The 16869-nt window shown below is 59.9% G+C and carries 15 protein-coding genes; 10 read left to right on the top strand and 5 right to left on the bottom strand.

The genetic code is table 11. The features are described 5' to 3' along the window. Positions 1 to 42: 42 nt before the first annotated feature. The 4 genes from pta to G5306_RS17940 all read left to right on the top strand — a co-directional run bounded on the left by pta (position 43) and on the right by G5306_RS17940 (position 5543). A complete protein-coding gene (pta, locus tag G5306_RS17955) occupies positions 43 to 2223 on the top strand; it encodes a phosphate acetyltransferase (protein WP_005339119.1) in 2181 nt (726 codons plus the stop codon). A 380-nt stretch (positions 2224 to 2603) separates the two neighbouring features. After that, positions 2604 to 2924: a ComEA family DNA-binding protein gene (locus G5306_RS17950; RefSeq protein ID WP_021231962.1), complete on the top strand. Its 321-nt coding sequence runs from the start codon at positions 2604 to 2606 to the stop codon at positions 2922 to 2924. A 96-nt stretch (positions 2925 to 3020) separates the two neighbouring features. Continuing rightward, positions 3021 to 3932, top strand: coding sequence for a UTP--glucose-1-phosphate uridylyltransferase GalU (gene galU / locus G5306_RS17945; RefSeq protein WP_227341976.1), 912 nt, complete (start codon positions 3021 to 3023; stop codon positions 3930 to 3932). Between the two features lie 213 nt (positions 3933 to 4145). Next, a complete protein-coding gene (locus G5306_RS17940; protein WP_227341975.1) occupies positions 4146 to 5543 on the top strand; it encodes a peptide MFS transporter in 1398 nt (465 codons plus the stop codon). 74 nt (positions 5544 to 5617) lie between these two features. Here G5306_RS17940 and G5306_RS17935 read toward each other — a convergent pair whose 3' ends face one another. Then, a complete protein-coding gene (locus G5306_RS17935; protein WP_421206036.1) occupies positions 5618 to 6589 on the bottom strand; it encodes a response regulator in 972 nt (323 codons plus the stop codon). 289 nt (positions 6590 to 6878) lie between these two features. On the opposite strand from G5306_RS17935, the gene G5306_RS17930 reads away from it, so the two are divergent. From G5306_RS17930 to G5306_RS17920, 3 genes are all read left to right on the top strand, one after another. Then, positions 6879 to 7577, top strand: a complete 699-nt coding sequence (locus tag G5306_RS17930) for a DnaT-like ssDNA-binding domain-containing protein (RefSeq protein WP_005349201.1) — start codon at positions 6879 to 6881, stop codon at positions 7575 to 7577. 71 nt (positions 7578 to 7648) lie between these two features. Continuing rightward, complete coding sequence (locus G5306_RS17925; RefSeq protein ID WP_005349200.1) at positions 7649 to 8503, top strand: DnaA ATPase domain-containing protein; 855 nt, start codon at positions 7649 to 7651, stop codon at positions 8501 to 8503. Between the two features lie 133 nt (positions 8504 to 8636). Next, positions 8637 to 9272 (top strand): NAD(P)-dependent oxidoreductase, encoded by a 636-nt coding sequence (locus tag G5306_RS17920; protein WP_421222447.1) that lies wholly within the window; start codon positions 8637 to 8639, stop codon positions 9270 to 9272. A gap of 110 nt (positions 9273 to 9382) precedes the next feature. On the opposite strand, the gene G5306_RS17915 is transcribed toward G5306_RS17920, so the two are convergent. The 4 genes from G5306_RS17915 to G5306_RS17900 form a co-directional block, all read right to left on the bottom strand. Further along, complete coding sequence (locus G5306_RS17915; RefSeq protein WP_421222445.1) at positions 9383 to 10579, bottom strand: ABC transporter permease; 1197 nt, start codon at positions 10577 to 10579, stop codon at positions 9383 to 9385. Next, positions 10579 to 11733: an ABC transporter permease gene (locus tag G5306_RS17910; RefSeq protein ID WP_421313335.1), complete on the bottom strand. Its 1155-nt coding sequence runs from the start codon at positions 11731 to 11733 to the stop codon at positions 10579 to 10581. Before G5306_RS17910 ends, G5306_RS17915 begins: the two co-directional genes overlap by 1 nt. Next, positions 11733 to 12737, bottom strand: a complete 1005-nt coding sequence (locus tag G5306_RS17905) for an HlyD family secretion protein (protein WP_158111906.1) — start codon at positions 12735 to 12737, stop codon at positions 11733 to 11735. The genes G5306_RS17910 and G5306_RS17905 overlap by 1 nt, the downstream gene beginning before the upstream one ends. A 73-nt stretch (positions 12738 to 12810) precedes the next feature. Then, on the bottom strand, positions 12811 to 14208 hold the full coding sequence (locus tag G5306_RS17900) for a TolC family protein (RefSeq protein WP_199258709.1): 1398 nt from the start codon (positions 14206 to 14208) through the stop codon (positions 12811 to 12813). A 292-nt stretch (positions 14209 to 14500) separates the two neighbouring features. Between G5306_RS17900 and dusB the strand changes: the two genes are divergently transcribed. The 3 genes from dusB (at position 14501) to G5306_RS17885 (ending at position 16783) form a co-directional block, all read left to right on the top strand. Beyond that, positions 14501 to 15466, top strand: coding sequence for a tRNA dihydrouridine synthase DusB (gene dusB, locus G5306_RS17895; RefSeq protein WP_019445016.1), 966 nt, complete (start codon positions 14501 to 14503; stop codon positions 15464 to 15466). Positions 15467 to 15492: 26 nt separating this feature from the next. Beyond that, complete coding sequence (gene fis, locus G5306_RS17890; protein WP_005309538.1) at positions 15493 to 15789, top strand: DNA-binding transcriptional regulator Fis; 297 nt, start codon at positions 15493 to 15495, stop codon at positions 15787 to 15789. Between the two features lie 112 nt (positions 15790 to 15901). Beyond that, positions 15902 to 16783 (top strand): DMT family transporter, encoded by an 882-nt coding sequence (locus tag G5306_RS17885; RefSeq protein ID WP_151285941.1) that lies wholly within the window; start codon positions 15902 to 15904, stop codon positions 16781 to 16783. Positions 16784 to 16869 lie beyond the last annotated feature (86 nt).

Genomic DNA, 16869 nt, shown 5'->3' with positions numbered 1-16869 from the left:
CTCGAGGCCGCCCACAGGGCGGCCTTTTCCTGATCCCAAAAAATGAACAAGGGGTATAAAGTGGCACGCACTATTATGCTTATCCCGGTCGGCACTGGTGTCGGCGTAACTTCCGTGAGTCTTGGCGTTGTTCGCGCCATGGAGCGTCACGGTGTCAATGTCAGCTTCTTCAAACCGGTTGCCCAGCCGCGTCCGGGTGAAACCGGCGCAGAGCGCTCAACCGCCGTTATCCGCGCAGCTGCCAACATCAACCCGCCCGAGCCCTTCACCCTCTCCTACGCCGAGAACATGATCAGCTCCAGCAACACCGATATCCTGCTGGAAGAGATCGTTGCCCGCTTCGAAGAGCACGTGAAATCCAGTGGTGCCGAAGTGCTGGTTGTCGAAGGTATGGTGCCGACCGACAAGCAGCCCTTTGCCAACAAGCTGAACTACGACGTCGCCAAGGCGCTGGACGCTGACATGGTATTCGTGACCCACCCGGGCCATGACTCCAGCCAGAAGCTGAAAGAGCGCATTGAGCTGGCCTGCTCCAACTTCGGTGGTGTCAACAACCCCCGCATCGTTGGTTGCGTGATCAACAAGGTGGGCGCGCCGGTTGACGAGCATGGCGTAACCCGCCCTGACCTGACCGAGATGTTCGAGGCCCATCACCACGCTTCTGACGCGGCTCACAACCTGGAAGTGCTGCAAGTGTTTGGCAAGAGCCCGCTGCGCATCCTGGGTTGCATCCCCTGGAACACCCAGCTGATCGCCCCGCGCGCCAAGGATCTTGCCAAGCATCTGGCCGCCAAGATCCTGCACAAAGGCGAGCTGGACAGCCGCCGTTTGCAGACCGTGACCTTCTGTGCCCGCTCCATCCACAACATGGTTGAGCACTTCCGTCCGGGCAGCCTGCTGGTGACCTCCGGCGACCGCTCTGACGTCATCGTCTCCGCCTGCCTCTCCGCCATGAACGGCGTCAAGCTGGGCGCCCTGCTGCTGACCGGTAACTATCATCCGGAGCCGCAGGTAATGGCGCTGTGCCAACAGGCCATGGCCACCGGCCTGCCGATCATGATGACCGGTACCAACACCTGGCAGACCGCCGTAAGCCTGCAGAACTTCAACGTCGATATTCCGGAAGATGACCGCGAGCGTATCGAGCTGGTACAGGACTACGTCGCTGGCCACATCGACAAACACTGGATCGAGTCACTGACCGTCAGCTCTACCCGTTCCCGTCGTCTGAGCCCGCCGGCATTCCGTTATCAGCTGACCGAGCTGGCCCGTCAGGCCAACAAGCGTGTCGTGCTGCCGGAAGGTGACGAGCCGCGCACCATCAAGGCTGCCGCCATCTGTGCCGAGCGTGGCATTGCCCGTCCGGTGCTGCTGGGTAACCCGGAAGAGATCCGTCGCGTTGCCGAACAGCAGGGTGTGGTACTGACCGATCGCGTCGAAATCATCGATCCGGCCGTTGTGCGCGAGCGCTATGTGCCGCGTCTGGTCGAGCTGCGCAAGAACAAGGGCATGACCGAAGTGGTTGCCCGCGAGCAGCTTGAAGACAACGTGGTACTGGGTACCATGATGCTGGAGCGCAATGAAGTTGACGGCCTGGTATCCGGCGCGGTGCACACCACTGCCAACACCATCCGTCCGCCGATGCAGATCATCAAGACCGCTCCGGGCTCTTCACTGATCTCCTCCATCTTCTTCATGCTGCTGCCTGACCAGGTGCTGGTCTACGGTGACTGCGCGATCAACCCGGACCCGACTGCCGAGCAGCTGGCCGAGATCGCCATCCAGTCCGCCGACTCCGCAGCCGCGTTCGGCATCGAGCCGCGCGTCGCCATGATCTCCTACTCTACCGGCACCTCCGGCGCCGGTGCCGATGTAGAGAAAGTGCGTGAAGCGACCGAGCTGGCCAAGGCCAAGCGCCCCGACCTCATCATCGACGGCCCGCTGCAGTACGATGCGGCCATCATGGAGAACGTAGCCAAGTCCAAGGCACCGAACTCACCGGTTGCCGGTAAAGCTACCGTGTTCGTCTTCCCTGACCTGAACACAGGTAACACCACTTACAAAGCGGTGCAGCGTTCTGCTGACCTGGTCTCCATCGGCCCGATGCTGCAAGGCATGCGCAAGCCGGTCAACGACCTCTCCCGTGGTGCCCTGGTTGACGACATCGTCTACACCATCGCCCTGACCGGTATCCAGGCTGCTCAGGCTGACGAACAAGCCTAATCAGCATCCGCCTGAAAAAACCGATCACAAAGGCTGCTCACCCCAGGTGAGCAGCCTTTTTTATTGGTTCTCTCTTTGAAGACCAGTGAAACATGCCATCCGCACTTTGTTGCGCAGAATAATTCCATCCGGCACCTCCACAACGGTTTGAGCAGAGCATCTCGGAGAAGTTTGCTCGTCAAATCAAAGATGCATCTGAAATACATTCCAGATCATAAGGTTGGCTATACGGCGGCATTCATGGCTAAGCGCTTATAGCAAATCCGCCACCATCGGCATGAGAATTTGACCTGTTAGAAATAGCAGTGAAAAAGACCCGTTCGATACGCTATTTCTCAAACTGCCTACTCGGCAAAATCCAACATCATGGAGGAATGGAAATGCTGATGAAGAAGCTCTCTGCAATCATGCTGTTAGCCTGCTTGCCCCTGTTCAGCCAACCTGTGTTGGCCGCTGATAAAGCAGCGCCGAAGCAAACCACCACAGCCGAGGTCGCCAAGGAAGCCGGCAAGCTGAATATCAATACGGCCACCCTTGCCGAACTCACCAGCCTGAAAGGGATTGGCGACAAGAAGGCACAAGCCATCGTCGACTATCGGGAGAAACAGGGAAAGTTCACCTCGGTCGATCAGCTGGCAGATGTCAATGGAATTGGCCCTGCCACGCTGGAAGCCAACCGTGACATGATCATCGTCAAATAACGTCCGAGCTCTGCATATACGAATGGGGTAGCCTGTGGCTGCCCCATTTTTCTTGGAGTATCATGGCCGCACTTTAATCCCGCTGGATAGTTTTCCATGAAAAAGACTCCTCTGACAGTTCGCAAGGCCGTGCTCCCGGTAGCCGGTCTGGGTACCCGTATGCTGCCAGCCACCAAGGCCATCCCGAAAGAGATGCTGCCGGTGGTCGACAAACCGCTGATCCAGTACGTAGTGCGCGAAGCCATCGCCGCCGGTATCAAAGAGATCGTGCTGGTCACCCACTCGAGCAAGAACTCCATCGAAAACCACTTCGACAAGAGTTTCGAACTGGAAGCGACCCTCGAGAAGCGAGTCAAGCGTCAGCTGCTGGAAGAGGTGCAACAGATCTGCCCGAAAGACGTCACCATTATGCACGTCCGCCAAGGGGAGGCCAAAGGGCTGGGCCACGCGGTCCTCTGTGCCCGCCCGCTGATCGGTGACAACCCCTTCGCCGTGCTGCTGCCTGATGTGCTGATTGATGAAGTGGCCAGCGACCCGAAAAAAGACAACCTGGCCGAGATGGTGCATATGTTCGAAGAGAACCAGATCAGCCAGATCATGGTGGAAGCGGTTCCCGAAAGCGAAGTGGACAAGTACGGCATCGCCGACATCAAGGGCGAGGCCCTGAGCGAGGGGATGTCCCTGCCAATGCAGGCCATTGTCGAGAAGCCGCCCCGTGACGAAGCCCCCTCCAATCTGGCGGTGGTGGGTCGTTACGTCCTCTCCTCCAATATCTGGCCGCTGCTGGAGAAGACCCCGGCCGGTGCCGGTGACGAGATCCAGCTGACTGACGCCATCGCCATGCTGATGGAGCAGGAGCAGGTCAACGCCTACTTCATGAAGGGCAAGAGCCACGATTGCGGCAGCAAACTCGGCTATATGAAAGCCAATGTGGAATATGCCGTACGCCATCGTGAGCTGAACGGCGAGTTCATCGGTTGGCTGAAGCAGTTCGTCAAACAGTTGTAATCGCTAAAAAATCTGTTTTTTGTAGAGGTATTCGAGGAGCATCAAATGATGCTCCTTTTTCATTTGCGCAACAAAAAATCAATCAAGAGTAAATAAACTCTCAGCAAATCATAATGTTGTAATTTATTCACGCATGTTCTATAAGGGTTGAGGCGTGTTTCTCGCCCTTGCATAAAAAACTCAAAAAAATATAAGACACAGGTGGAAGTTCCAATGAATAACCCGTCAAAAGGGACCTTTTTAGGTCACCCTAAAGGGCTTTTTTTGCTCTTTAGTACCGAACTGTGGGAGAGATTCTCCTATTACGGCATGCGTGCCGTACTGGTGCTCTATCTGACCGACCTGACTGCCAACGGCGGTCTGGGCTGGAGTCAGGCAGATGCCCTCAAACTCTACGGTATCTATACCGGTCTGGTTTATATCACTCCGCTGATCGGCGGCTGGCTGGCTGACACCTTCCTGGGTCAACGTCGCGCCATCCTGATCGGTGCCGTGCTGATGGCCGCAGGTCAGTTCACTCTGGCACTGCCCCACGCCATGTTCCCGGATATGGTCAACACCATGTTCTACACGGGCCTCGCGTTGCTGATCGTGGGTAACGGCCTGTTCAAACCGAACATCTCCACCATGGTGGGTGACCTCTATGAAGAGGGCGATCACCGCCGTGATGGTGCTTTCACCATCTTCTACATGGGCATCAACCTGGGTTCCCTGCTGGCAGGTGTGATCTGTGGTGCTGCCGCCACCGCCTACGGCTGGCAAGCAGCCTTCGTCGGCGCCGGTATCGGCATGCTGCTCTCTCTGGTGATCCAGGCCACCATGGCCCAACGTTTCCTGGGTGACATCGGTCGTGTCACTGCCGCCCAGCGCGCAGCCGCCCTGCGTACTACCGAGCAGAAAGCACCGCTGACCAAGCAGGAAGTGGATCGCATCAAGGTTATTCTGGTACTGGGTCTGTTCACCATCATCTTCTGGGCCGGCTTCGAGCAGGCCGGTGGTCTGATGAACCTCTACACCCAGGAGTATACCGACCGCATGATCGGCAGCTTCGAAGTGCCGACTGCCTGGTTCCAGTCCCTGAACCCCTTCTTCATCATCACTCTGGCACCGGTCGTTGCGGCCATCTGGATCAAGCTCGGCAAGAAAGAGCCGAACTCTCCGGTGAAATTCGCCATGGGTCTGCTGTTCCTGGCTATCGGCTTCCTGTTCATGGTGGGTGCCGTGCTACAGCAGGGTGGTGACAACACCGTCAAGACCTCCATGTTCTGGCTGGTTGGCGCATACCTGTTCCACACCCTGGGCGAGCTCTGCCTCTCCCCGATCGGCCTCTCCATGGTGACCAAACTGGCTCCGCTGCGTCTGGCTTCCCTCATGATGGGTGCCTGGATGGGCTTTATCGCCATCGCCAACTATGCTGCGGGCTTTATCGGCTCCATTGTTGGTGAAGCCGGCCCGATCGCCATCTTCGGTGGCATCGCCCTGGCTGCGGTGCTGAGCGCCCTGTTGCTGCTGACCATGGCTAATCGTCTGGTTTACTGGATGCACGGTGCCGAAGGCCCGGCCAAAGAGCCGCAAGCTCAAGAGAAGAAACTACACTCCGCCACCGTCTAAACGGTCAGGATTGTAGACAACAGACAGGGCGCCCATCGGGCGCCTTGTCTGTTTTGGTCTCTAGTCAAGCAGCCTCAGTGATGACGCACCTGCACATTGAGCGCACTACCGCTGTCGCTGCGAAACTGCAGATCGAATGGTTCATGCCAGCTGCGTTTGTGCAGAGCGTAGTGGCTGTTGCGCATCAGACCAAGCGGTAATCCACCCGAGCGCATCAACCAGTGGGGGGAAGTGAGCCCGGCATTGGCAAATACCAGCCCATCGTGCTGATCAAACAGCAGAGCAGCCATGGCAAAAGCGTGGCGCAACCCGGACTCCATCAACTGATGGTTTAGGTAGTCGAGCAACCGGTGCGGTTGGCTCAGCAAACGGCTCTCGTTCTGCTGAAACTGGCGATAGGGCACGTTCATCAGAGAGCGCACCAGCGCCCCGCAAAATCCTGCATCCGTCCCCATGATGGGCATCTCCATCACCAGCACCAGCAGCTTGTCTTCCACCTTGAAGGTATCGGGAATGAAGAGGTGCCCAAGCCCCTTGAACGTGACCTGCCAGGGGCCCCACTCCTGCAATCCCGGTGGCTTCAGCCCGGCGAGCAAACGGCTGGCAGCCCGATCATGCGCACTGAAGTAATCCATATGCGCCATCAATTCGAGCTGCTGAGCTCGCGTGGAACTCCCATTCAGGCACTGGTCGATACTGCGATCGACCAGTGCGAAGTTCTCGAGGGGCTTGAGCAGGTAGTCCCGAGCACCGGCACGCAAGGCACTGGCGACCGCCTCCATGGAGCTCTGGGCCGAAATGACGATAACCGGAATATGGGGATAGCGCGCAGAGAGACAGGCGATTACCTCGCGGCCATCCATATTGGGCATATTGAGATCGCACAGTACCACGTCGGGATGATAAATCGCTGCAGCTGACAACCCTTCAATTCCATCCTCAGCCTGAAACACCGTTGCCCCGTCCCGCGCGAGGTAACTCACTAACGAATGGCGAAAAACTGCTTCGTCTTCCACCACCAGGATCCGCAGTCCGGGTTTTGGCATGTTGACAAAAACCTTATGAGTCAATTGTTTATTTAAGTAATAAGACTAGTCTAAATCAGCAGAAATGCCGCGTGCCTTGCGTCACAAATAGCCGGATTGGCTAATCTGCATACCAAAATAGTGCAAGCTGCTGGATTATCGACACAATCCCGCTCTCCCTGCTCAACGCTCCGCGGTACGATCAATTTTCACCACCCGACCATGCAGGGCACTCACTTGCAGTGTGACGAATTGTGCAGGAGAGCACCATAGGGGATAATGCCCCCCACTCCAGCTCGTGAAGAAGACCATGACCCCAGCCGAATACAGCGCCCTTGCCCACCCAAGATTGTCCCATCCGGCTCGCAGTCTCTATACCCTGCAGCTGCGCCGACTGGTGCTGGAAAATCAGGCGGCCCGGCTCAACTATCCCGAGCTGGGTCGGGCGCTGGCAGTGGTCGACCCGGGCGATCCCTGCGGCTTCTCGTTTCAGGTCAATGCCCGCCAGCTCACCGAGCTGTTCGATGAATTGATGGAGGCGGGCCTGCTGCAAGTCGAGGCTCAGCCCGAGAGTGAGCACTACCACCAGTGCCCGTTTCAGTTGCCGCTGCTGACCCAGAAACTGCGCAGCCCGCTGCCGGAGCGCCCTTTCCAGATGCATCTGCAGTGGCGACCGGACGAAGAGCTGCCCGCCCTCGCCCGTCTGTGCGGGGTGATCGATGCCAGTTACAGCGAAGAGGATCTGGGGGAGTTTATCGCCTACTGGCTGGGGCGCCCCGAGGTGTTCGACTCCCAGCATCAATGGATGCTCAAGTTCATTCGCGCCCTCAAGACCCGCCGCTATACCCGTCGCAAGCCGATGGAGGTGCAGGGCTACCAGCAGGTGACGCCGGCCCCGGCAGAGTCGGGCCCCAGCAAACGGGCCCAACAGATGATTGAAGAGGCCAAACGACTGGCCCAACAGCAGACGCAAGAACCCGCAGCGCAGCAGGAGCCGGATAATGATTGATAGCGGCCCCCGCCTGCAGGCAGAATCAACCCCTTGTCTACCCATCCCTGATCGAGCAGAAGGAGCATTCCATGACTGACCCGCAAGATCCCCTGCGCCAGGAGCTGGAAGAGATCGAAGCCAAGCGCCAGAAGATCGCCAAGGCCAAGCAGGATCACCGCATTCACGACCCGGAATTGAGTCGCCATGTGGGTGGCCTGCTGGAGCGCATTCGTCGCCTGCAACAAGAGACCGGTGGCGGCCAGTATGACTACGAGACCCTGCGCAAGGAGTACGACGCCAAGGCCAACGCCGAGGTGCGCGAGCTGCAGAAGGCAGCCCGCCAGGAACGGATCCAGAAGCTGATCGCCCAGGCCGACCTCAACCCCGACTGGGTGTTCGACAAAATGGATGCCGGTGACCCGGCGCTGCAATACCCTATCGAAACCGCCCGTTACTTTATCAGCGGCTTCGAGCACTGGGAGAAGAGCGGTGGCGGCTGCATGCTGATCTACGGCGACTACGGCACCGGCAAGTCGACCCTCGCGGGGGCGGTAGCGCATGAGCTGATCGCCCGTCACCAGAAATCGGTGATCTTCCAGCAGTGGGCCTCCATCGTCGATCGGCTGTTCTTCAACGTCATCCCCGATCAGGACGAGCGCAACCAGTACCGCCGCGCACTGGAAGAGGTGGATCTGCTGATCATCGACGAGGTATCGGCCAACCGCGCCAAGATGGCGGAGAGCCAGTCCAGCTTCCTCGGCCACCTGCTGCGCCGCCGTCGCAACCTGTCAAAGAGCGTCATCATCATCACCAACCACACGCCCCAGAGCCTGCATCAGGCGATCGGTGATTTCAGCTATGAGGCGATCAAGGCATTCAATCCGGTGGATATCCACCTGAGCGGCCCAAGCCGTCGCCCCAGCATCGGCAACTACAACGGCTGATCCCTCTCAAAGAGTGCGAGTCGCTGACGGCTCGCACTCTCTCCTCCCTGCCAGCTCACAAATAGAAACAACTCTCATTTACAGCAGGCGAACAAGCCACTAGGCTAGCCCCTTTTGCCAAGGGAGCTCAGCTATGCCAACCACACTGATTTTCGGAGCCAGCCGCGGGCTGGGCCGCGCCTTTACTCATCACGCCCTGAGCCAGGGTCACCGGGTCGTTGCGCTGGTACGCAACCCCGAGATGGCCACAGAACTAGGTGCGCTGGGAGTTGAGGTGATCGAGGGGGATGCGCTGGATCTGGCTGCGGTGCAGCAGGCATGTGTTCTGGCGGGACAAGATGCACAGGTCGTCTCTACCCTCGGCAGCTTCCGTCAAGCCGCGCCGGTGGACTATCAGGGCAACCGCCATGTGATCGATGCCATGGAGCAGGTAGGCCTGAAACGGCTGCTGCTGGTCACCTCCCTCGGCTGTGGCGACAGCTGGCAGTATCTGCCGGAGCGGGCCCGCGCCGCCTTCGGTCACGAGGTACGTCTCAAGAGTCTGGCGGAGAGCTGGCTGCAGACCAGCGCCCTTGCATGGACCATTCTGCGCCCGGCGGGCCTGCAGGATGGCGACGCCACCGGCCGCGCCGAACTGAGTCAGGGCAAGGAAGTACACGGACTGGTGCGCCGTGCCGATGTGGCCGCCCAAGGGCTGCGTCTGCTGGCGGATGAGACGGCGGTGGGGCAGATCTACGCCATCGGGGATCCCACGCTCCAGCGTGGCTAAAGCAGCAGTAAAACCGCTTAACCCCACCACATAGCAAAACGGTCAGCCCAAGGGCTGACCGTTTTCGCCTTACCGCACACGCCATCTTGCTCGCGCTTGCACCATCCCGCTTAACCGGCGGTCGTCTCACTCTGTACGACCGGCTGACTGGCCACCGGCAGCGACTGCTGCCGCCAACGCAGCAGCAGGCAAGCCAGCACGCCGTAGAGCAGCGCCAGTCCCCACAGCTGCCACCAGTAACGGGAAACCTGCGCGAAGTCGGCCCCCATCTGGTTAAGGCGCAGAAAACCCTCGATGGCCGGGATAGTGGGCACCCACTGAGCCAGCCAGTTGAGGGGCGCCGGGATCAGCTCGAGCGGCCAGATAAAGCCCGCCAGAAAGACCAGCGGCAGGGAGGAGATCAACACCACCTGAGTGGGCAGATCGCGCCGGGTAAAGATCGCCCCCAGCACAATACCGAACCAGCAGGTCGCCAGCAGGAACGGCAGGGCGAACAGCCATAGCTGCACAGGGTCTGCATGACGAGCGATATTGTAGTGATCGAAGCAGAAGCCGAGGAAGTAGCTCACCGGTAACAGAAACAACCCCGCCAGCACCAGGGTTCTGGCCAGCAGCAGCGGCAACACCGGCGCGCTTTGCCAGTAACCGTGCTCGCCGCGGCAACTGCGCTGGTTCTGGGTCGCACCCAGGATCCCCGCCCCCATCAGCAACACCTGATGGAGGATCAGCACGAACACCGCCGGCACCACGTAGTTGACGTAGCCCATGGTGGGGTTGAACACCGGCACCACGTTGAGGGCCACCGCATTCCAGCCCATGGCCGCTTGTGGCAGTGCCTCGCCGTGGCTCAACAGCCGCGCCACCTTCACCTGCGCGGCGAGAGTGCCGCCAGCCTGCGCCAATCCCTCGGCAATGGTACCGTAGACCAGAAAGTAGGAGGCATCACCGGCATAGCTCAGGGTGACGCTCTTGCCCAGCATCAGATCCCGATAGAAGTGGTTGGGGATATGCAGGATCCCGCTCGCCTTCCCGGCCATCATCAGCTGCCGCGCTTCATCCAGTGAATTGGCCCGCGCCACCAGCTTCACCTGCGGCGTGGCATCGGCCATAAACTCCAGCTGACGGGACAACTGACTGCCATCCTCGTTGACCATCACCACCGCCTCTTCCCGCGGCAGCTGATGCAGATAGGGCTGGGGATAGAGAAACGAGTAGAAGATCACCCCGCCAAACAGGGTCAGCATGATGGCGCGATCCGCCAGCAGGGTGCGCAGCTCTAGGCGCAACAGATCGACAAATCCCAGCATCACTCAGGCTCCTTTTCGGCGACTGCCACTGCGGCTGATTGACGGGCCAGCTCGGCCTGCTGCTTGTAACGACGTACCACCAGCAGCAGGGGGAGCAGAAACAGCAGCAGCGCCCCCAGTTGCGGCAGGGCGGATGCGAGGGGCAGACCATAATTGCTCTGACCAATCTGCAGCTCGACATAGTGAGAGACCGGCAACAGGCTGCGCCAGAAGCGGGCGAAATCCCCCATGGCACTCACCGGAAAGGTGACCCCCATAAAGGCAAAACCGGGCGCAGTGTAAGCCCCCGCCAGCGACAGGGCGCGGGCCGGATCCCGAATGATGCCGTAGAAAAAAGCCCCCATGGTGACGCAGGCTGCCGAGGCGAGCCCCAGCCCCACCAGCAATACCAGCCAGCTACCGTGCATGGGGTAGGAGAAGCCCTTGAACAGCAGCAGTGTCCAGACAATTCCCCAGCCCCAGCCAATCAGCATGTGGGGCAGCAGGGTGCGCCAGAGGCCAAACCAGACACCGCGAGTGGTCCAGTCCAGCCCCAGCCGATCATTACGGGCCAGTGCATTGAGGCCGAACAGCACCACCAGGATCTGCCACACCGCGGGCAGAATGGCGCTCAGCAGAAATTGGGCATAGCTGGAGTTGAGGTTATAGAGCGCAGTGACCTGACTGCTGATGGGCACCGACTGCCCGAGCGCGCCGGGCAGCGCCTTGCCATCGGCCATCGCCTCCAGCACGCCGACCTGACCGTTAAGGGTGCCTACCACCTGCGCCAGCGCAGAGTTGACCAGCTTGGCGATCAGGATGAACTGGCCGTTGTTGAACACCGTCACCTGCGGCTGGGTGCCCTGACGGGCATCCCGCTCCAGATGGTTGGGGATCACCACCAGCGCATAGATGTCGCCACCGCGCAGGGCGTGGGCACCGGCATCGATGGAGTCGAACTGTTGCGCCACCTTGAGCCCCGCCGAGCCATCCAGCGAGAAGGCGAGCTGGCGCGAGAGCATGCTGTGGTCGAAATCCACCAGCCCCACCTTGAGGTCGCGGGCCAATCCTGCCGAGAAGATCCAGCAGAGGATCCCCATCAGCAGCAGCGGCACCCAGCTCATCAGGGCACGACTGAAGGGATCCTGCCACAGCAGCCGAAATTCACGTCCCATCAGAGTTCAACCAGCACACTCATGCCAACCCGCAACCCCTCAACCGGTTGCAGCGGGCGAGCCTCCACCAGGAAGCTCTTCATGTCGAAGCCCTGACGGGTATCGGTGGCACGCCAGGTGGCGAAATCCCCCATCACGGCCACATGGGTCACCTTGAAGCGCACGGTCTGATCGCCAAGGCCCGGGATGCGGGCATCAAACTCGGTACCGACCGGGAAGCGGGGCAGCAGATCCTCGCGAACGTGGAACTGGGCCCAGGCATCGCTCATGTCGAGCAGGGTCACCACCGGGAAGCCTTGTGGCGCCAGCTCGCCGCTACGCAGCAGTACCTGACTCACTTCACCATTGTGGGGGCTGGTGATGCGGGTGTCGGCCAGATAGGCCTCAACCTCGGCAACAGAACCCGCCGCCATCTTGGCCTTCTCGCGAGCGGCGATCTTGGTCTCTTCCCGCGCCCCTTCCAACGCCATCTGGTACTGTTGCCACGCCATCCCTTCGCTGTAGCGTGCAGCTTGCCACGCGGTCCAGGCCTCGTCGCGTTTTTGCAGCGGCATTACGCCGTCGCGGTGCAGGCTGGCGACCCGCTCATAGGTCTTGCCACGCAGTTGGGCGGCAGCCTTGGCTTTTTGCCACTGATCCTTGGCGGCAGCGATCTGTTGGGCTCGGGCCCCTTTCTCTGCCTCTTGCGCCAGCGCCCCCGCAGCGGCCTCACCGGCCTTGGCCTGGCTCAGCTTGGCTTCGATCTCGGGGCTCGCCAGGGTAAAGACCAGCTGATCCTTGGTCAGCTGATCACCCTTTTTCACCAACACTTCGTCGATACGACCCGGCACCTTGGAGGAGACCGAATATTGCTGCGCTTCAATCTGCCCTTGCAGATGCACCGGCTCCGGCTGATAAGCGAGCCAGAAGCGCCAGCCCAGCCAGACCACCAGGATCACCAGCACCAGCGGCAACAACAGCGGTTTACCCTGGCTCATCTTCTTTTTGATGGGGGGATGGCTCATCACTTCACCTCGACAAACGGGCGACCCTTGGCGGTCGAAACAGAGATAGAAAAAGGAACGGGCTGGAGTGCGATCATGAGTTCACCTCGATCACCTGACCGTGCTGATATTGATTGAAACTGTTCATCTGGCCGGAGAGCGCCAGCAGACGGGCCAGAGACACCACATATTGATAAGCCGCCGCCGCACGCTGGGTCTTGACCCCCGCCAGCTGGTTCTGGGCATCCACCACATCGAGGGAGGTCGAGAGCCCCTGCCCGAAGGCTTTGTCCCGCAGCAGCACGTTCTCCTCTGCCAGCGCCTGGGTGGAAGAGAGGGATTGATACTCCTCCAGCCCCTGCGCCGCTTCACGCCAGGTCTTCTCAACGAGCAACTCCAGATCCTGACGGGTCTTGGCCTGCAGCAGATTGACCTGCAACTCGGCACTCTTGGCGGCCTGCACCGTCTCGGAGCGGCCATCGCGGCTCACCAGCGGCATGCTGACCCCCACCCCCACCAGCCAGTCCGGCGCAGTCTTGGAGGCGAGTGAATCATCTTCATAGAGGTTGTAGTTGCCGAACAGGAACACCTCGGGGGCATATTTGCCCTGCTCGACTCGGATCAGCCCCTTGGCCTGCTCCTTCTTGGCAGTGAGCAGCTTAAGACCGGGGTGCACCTCCAGGGTCTGGCTCACCAACCCCTCAAGGCGCGGCAGCTCCTTGTTGACGAACAGGCCGCTGCCCGGCTGGGCATTTGGCAACTTCAGCATGCGGCCAAGGGCCAGCTCGGCGATCTCGAGGCTGCGGCGCGCCTTCTGGGTATCGATGCGGGCCCGATCATAGGCCGACTGGGCGGAGAGGCACTCCACCCTGGCTATCTGCCCCTGCGCTTCGAGCTTCTTGGCGTGATCCAGATGGTGGGCCAGCCCCTCTTCGATCTCCTGTTTGGTCTGCACCACCTGAGCAGCCAGCACCACACCGAAATAGGTCTGGGAGAGGCTCTCGAAGGTGGATTGCTGCTTGAGCACCAGCAGCTGCTGCGCCTCGCTCACCTGCGCCTGACGGATATCCTGCGCCGCATCGATGCGGCCACCGGCAAAGAGCGGCCAGAGCATCTTGACCGAGCTGGTCACCACATTCTGTTTGGTCAGGGGAGTGACAAATGCGTTGGCCCCGACCCCGAACAGGCTGCCGAGTGCCAGGATCAGATCTTTCTGCTTGGCCAGCGGATTGAGATCGAGGGCATCAAGTTCAATCGGCTGATCAAGATGGGTATAGCTGGCCCCCAGATCCACCTTGGGCAGATACATATCCTTGGCCGCCTCGCGCAGCTGCTTGGCCCGATCGACCCCGGCCTGCTCGGCAGCCAGCCCTTCATCCTGCTGGATGACCCTGGTCCAGGCTTCACCGAAGCTGATAGTTTGCGCCTGCGCCGACCCCAGCACGGCCCCCATCAGACACGGCCAGAGTGATTTAATGAACCTTGACGTCATAGATCCCCAATCCGCTTTTGTTGCATAAATGTTTGGAGCATTTGCTCGACTTAAGCCCGCTATCATAACGCAAAGCGGGCCTGCAAGTGGACTGACAATTATGCAGGCGTCCGACCCGAATGGTACAGCGCTCACTCTCCGGCAATCTGGCCGTTTTTCAATAACTCCAGAATTTGCAAGCCTTGGCGCGACGTTTTTTTCAGAAAAAAATGGCTGACGCTCAAATACTAACCTTTTCTCCTGCCTAAAAAATGCGTAATATACGCCGCCCTAAGCCGATGGTAACCGTGGAATGCAGATAGGTCCCCACACGCTTGAAACTCCCTTGATTGTGGCTCCCATGGCCGGTGTAACTGACCGACCATTCCGTGAACTTTGTTTGCGATTGGGGGCTGGCATGGCCGTTTCCGAGATGCTGCTGGCCAACCCGGATGTCTGGGATACCCAGAAAACCCGGATGAGGATGGATCACTCTGCAGAAGGCGGATTGCGTTCGGTCCAGATTGCCGGAGCCGACCCCGAGATGATGGCGTTTGCTGCCCGCTACAACGTGGAGCAGGGCGCACAGATCGTCGACATCAACATGGGATGTCCGGCAAAAAAAGTGAATAAGAAGTTGGCAGGTTCTGCCCTGCTGCGTGCCCCCGATCAGGTCAAAGCAATTTGCCGGGCCGTGGTGGATGCAGTGGAGGTGCCTGTCACCTTGAAGATCCGCACAGGATGGGATCCGGATAACCGCAATGGCGTGGAGATCGCCCGAATCGCCGAAGATTGCGGTATCGCGGCCCTTGCCGTGCATGGTCGTACCCGCGCCTGCCTCTACAAGGGCGAAGCGGAGTACGACACGATCAGGGCGATTAAGCAGGCCGTATCGATTCCTGTTGTCGCCAATGGTGACATCAACAGCCCGGAGAAAGCCCGGTATGTCCTCGACTATACCGGTGTTGACGCCGTGATGATCGGCCGAGCTGCGCAAGGACGACCCTGGATTTTCCGGGAAATCCGTCATTTTCTTGAGACGGGCACCAAGCTGCCGCCTCCCGAGAGGGAAGAGGTTCGCACCCTGATGAACGAGCATGTAACCAACCTGCACCGGTTTTATGGTGCATATCTGGGAGCGCGCATAGCCCGTAAACACGTGGGCTGGTATCTGGATGAAGAAGAGACGGGCCGAGAATTCCGTAAGCACTTCAATGCCCTGGATTGCGCAGACGCGCAACTTGAGGCACTCGAAGCGTATTTCGATGGATTAGGTTAACAAGATAACTAAAGAGCCGACCGAATATGTTCGAACAAACCCTGACTTCTGATGCATTGGTAACAACTACTCACAATCACGCTGCCGAGCCGACCCAGCGCCCCCTGCGTGACTCTGTGCAACAGGCCCTGCGTAACTACCTGGCCCAGTTGAACGGTCAGGAAGTGATTGATCTGTACGATATGGTTCTCTCCGAAGTCGAAGCGCCGATGCTGGACGTGATCATGCAGTACACCCGTGGTAACCAGACTCGCGCTGCCGTGATGATGGGTATCAACCGTGGCACCCTGCGCAAGAAGCTCAAGCGTTACGGCATGAACTGATTGCTGGCCGCGAGCCGCGACGGCGGTTCAAGGCAGATGCGAAAGGCGCCAGGTAGCAATACCTGGCGCCTTTCCTTTATGCTCTCCCATCCATTTCACCATGGCGACCCCGATGAACCGCACTCCCCTGCTGCTGATGGTACTGGTCACCCTGCTGGCCGCCGCTGGCTGGCTCTTCTCGAAAGAGGCGATCCGCGAACTGCCCCCTGCCGCCTTTATCGGCAGCCGCTTTCTGCTGGCCGCGCTGCTGTTGCTCCCCTTGGCCTGGTTGCGCGAGCCACCGCCGACTCGCGCCCAGCTGGTGCGCGCTGCCGGTTGCGGCACCCTCCTCGGCGCCAGCCTGCTGCTGTGGGTCACTGCCATCAGCCAGAGCGATGCGCTGGGCAGCGGCGCCTTTATCATGAGCGTCGCGACCCTGATGGCCCCGCTGGCAGCCTGGGGAGCCTTTCGGACCAAGCCTGGCCGCCACTACTGGCTCACCCTGCCCATCGCCATCGCCGGTTTGCTGCTGCTCTCCAGCAGCACCCACTGGGGCGTGTCGCTCTCGCTGTTCTGGTTTCTGGCGGCGGCCACCACTCTCGGCATCCAGCTTGCCGTCCATCGCCACTTTGCCCAATCCATTGCCCCCACCTGGCTCACCTGCATCCAGCTGGCGATGACCGGCCTGCTCGGCACCCTGCTCTCCCTGCTGACCGAACAGTGGCCCGAGGCTGGAGCCAGCCACGGCATCTGGGGCTGGTTTGCGGCAAGCGTGCTCATTGCCACCACATTGCGCTACTGGCTGCTCACCCACGCATTGAGCAAGATGACTACCGCCCACGCCGCCCTGATGATGCTGCTGGAGCCGGTCTGGACTCTACTGCTGAGCACCCTCTTCTACAACGAACCCCTCGGCGGCGCCAAACTGGCCGGAGCCGGACTGGTGCTCGGCGCCCTGGTGCTCTACCAGCTCCCCCTGCTGCTGCGCAGTGCACGGCTCAAAACGCCCGTCTGATCCGCGTCACCGCCCTGCGGGGCGGTGTCACCATTTCCCTCCTGTTTGCTTATCTTGTCCTGCCAATGCTGACGTTCTGTTAACGG

Source organism: Aeromonas sp. 603404 (assembly GCF_049171775.1).
Lineage (GTDB): Bacteria > Pseudomonadota > Gammaproteobacteria > Enterobacterales > Aeromonadaceae > Aeromonas > Aeromonas veronii_A.
Note: the sequence above shows the minus strand (reverse complement) of the source record. Positions and strands in the feature narration are given on the sequence as shown.

What these genes read in the sequence shown, in the direction of transcription:
- galU (WP_227341976.1), top strand. Translation starts at nt 3,021, where the DNA reads ATGAAAAAGACTCCTCTGACAGTTCGCAAGGCCGTGCTCCCGGTAGCC.
- G5306_RS17940 (WP_227341975.1), top strand. Translation starts at nt 4,146, where the DNA reads ATGAATAACCCGTCAAAAGGGACCTTTTTAGGTCACCCTAAAGGGCTT.
- G5306_RS17920 (WP_421222447.1), top strand. Translation starts at nt 8,637, where the DNA reads ATGCCAACCACACTGATTTTCGGAGCCAGCCGCGGGCTGGGCCGCGCC.
- G5306_RS17905 (WP_158111906.1), bottom strand. Translation starts at nt 12,737, where the DNA reads ATGAGCCATCCCCCCATCAAAAAGAAGATGAGCCAGGGTAAACCGCTG.
- G5306_RS17930 (WP_005349201.1), top strand. Translation starts at nt 6,879, where the DNA reads ATGACCCCAGCCGAATACAGCGCCCTTGCCCACCCAAGATTGTCCCAT.
- G5306_RS17935 (WP_421206036.1), bottom strand. Translation starts at nt 6,589, where the DNA reads ATGCCAAAACCCGGACTGCGGATCCTGGTGGTGGAAGACGAAGCAGTT.
- G5306_RS17925 (WP_005349200.1), top strand. Translation starts at nt 7,649, where the DNA reads ATGACTGACCCGCAAGATCCCCTGCGCCAGGAGCTGGAAGAGATCGAA.
- fis (WP_005309538.1), top strand. Translation starts at nt 15,493, where the DNA reads ATGTTCGAACAAACCCTGACTTCTGATGCATTGGTAACAACTACTCAC.
- G5306_RS17915 (WP_421222445.1), bottom strand. Translation starts at nt 10,579, where the DNA reads ATGCTGGGATTTGTCGATCTGTTGCGCCTAGAGCTGCGCACCCTGCTG.
- pta (WP_005339119.1), top strand. Translation starts at nt 43, where the DNA reads ATGAACAAGGGGTATAAAGTGGCACGCACTATTATGCTTATCCCGGTC.
- G5306_RS17910 (WP_421313335.1), bottom strand. Translation starts at nt 11,733, where the DNA reads ATGGGACGTGAATTTCGGCTGCTGTGGCAGGATCCCTTCAGTCGTGCC.
- dusB (WP_019445016.1), top strand. Translation starts at nt 14,501, where the DNA reads ATGCAGATAGGTCCCCACACGCTTGAAACTCCCTTGATTGTGGCTCCC.
- G5306_RS17900 (WP_199258709.1), bottom strand. Translation starts at nt 14,208, where the DNA reads ATGACGTCAAGGTTCATTAAATCACTCTGGCCGTGTCTGATGGGGGCC.
- G5306_RS17950 (WP_021231962.1), top strand. Translation starts at nt 2,604, where the DNA reads ATGCTGATGAAGAAGCTCTCTGCAATCATGCTGTTAGCCTGCTTGCCC.
- G5306_RS17885 (WP_151285941.1), top strand. Translation starts at nt 15,902, where the DNA reads ATGAACCGCACTCCCCTGCTGCTGATGGTACTGGTCACCCTGCTGGCC.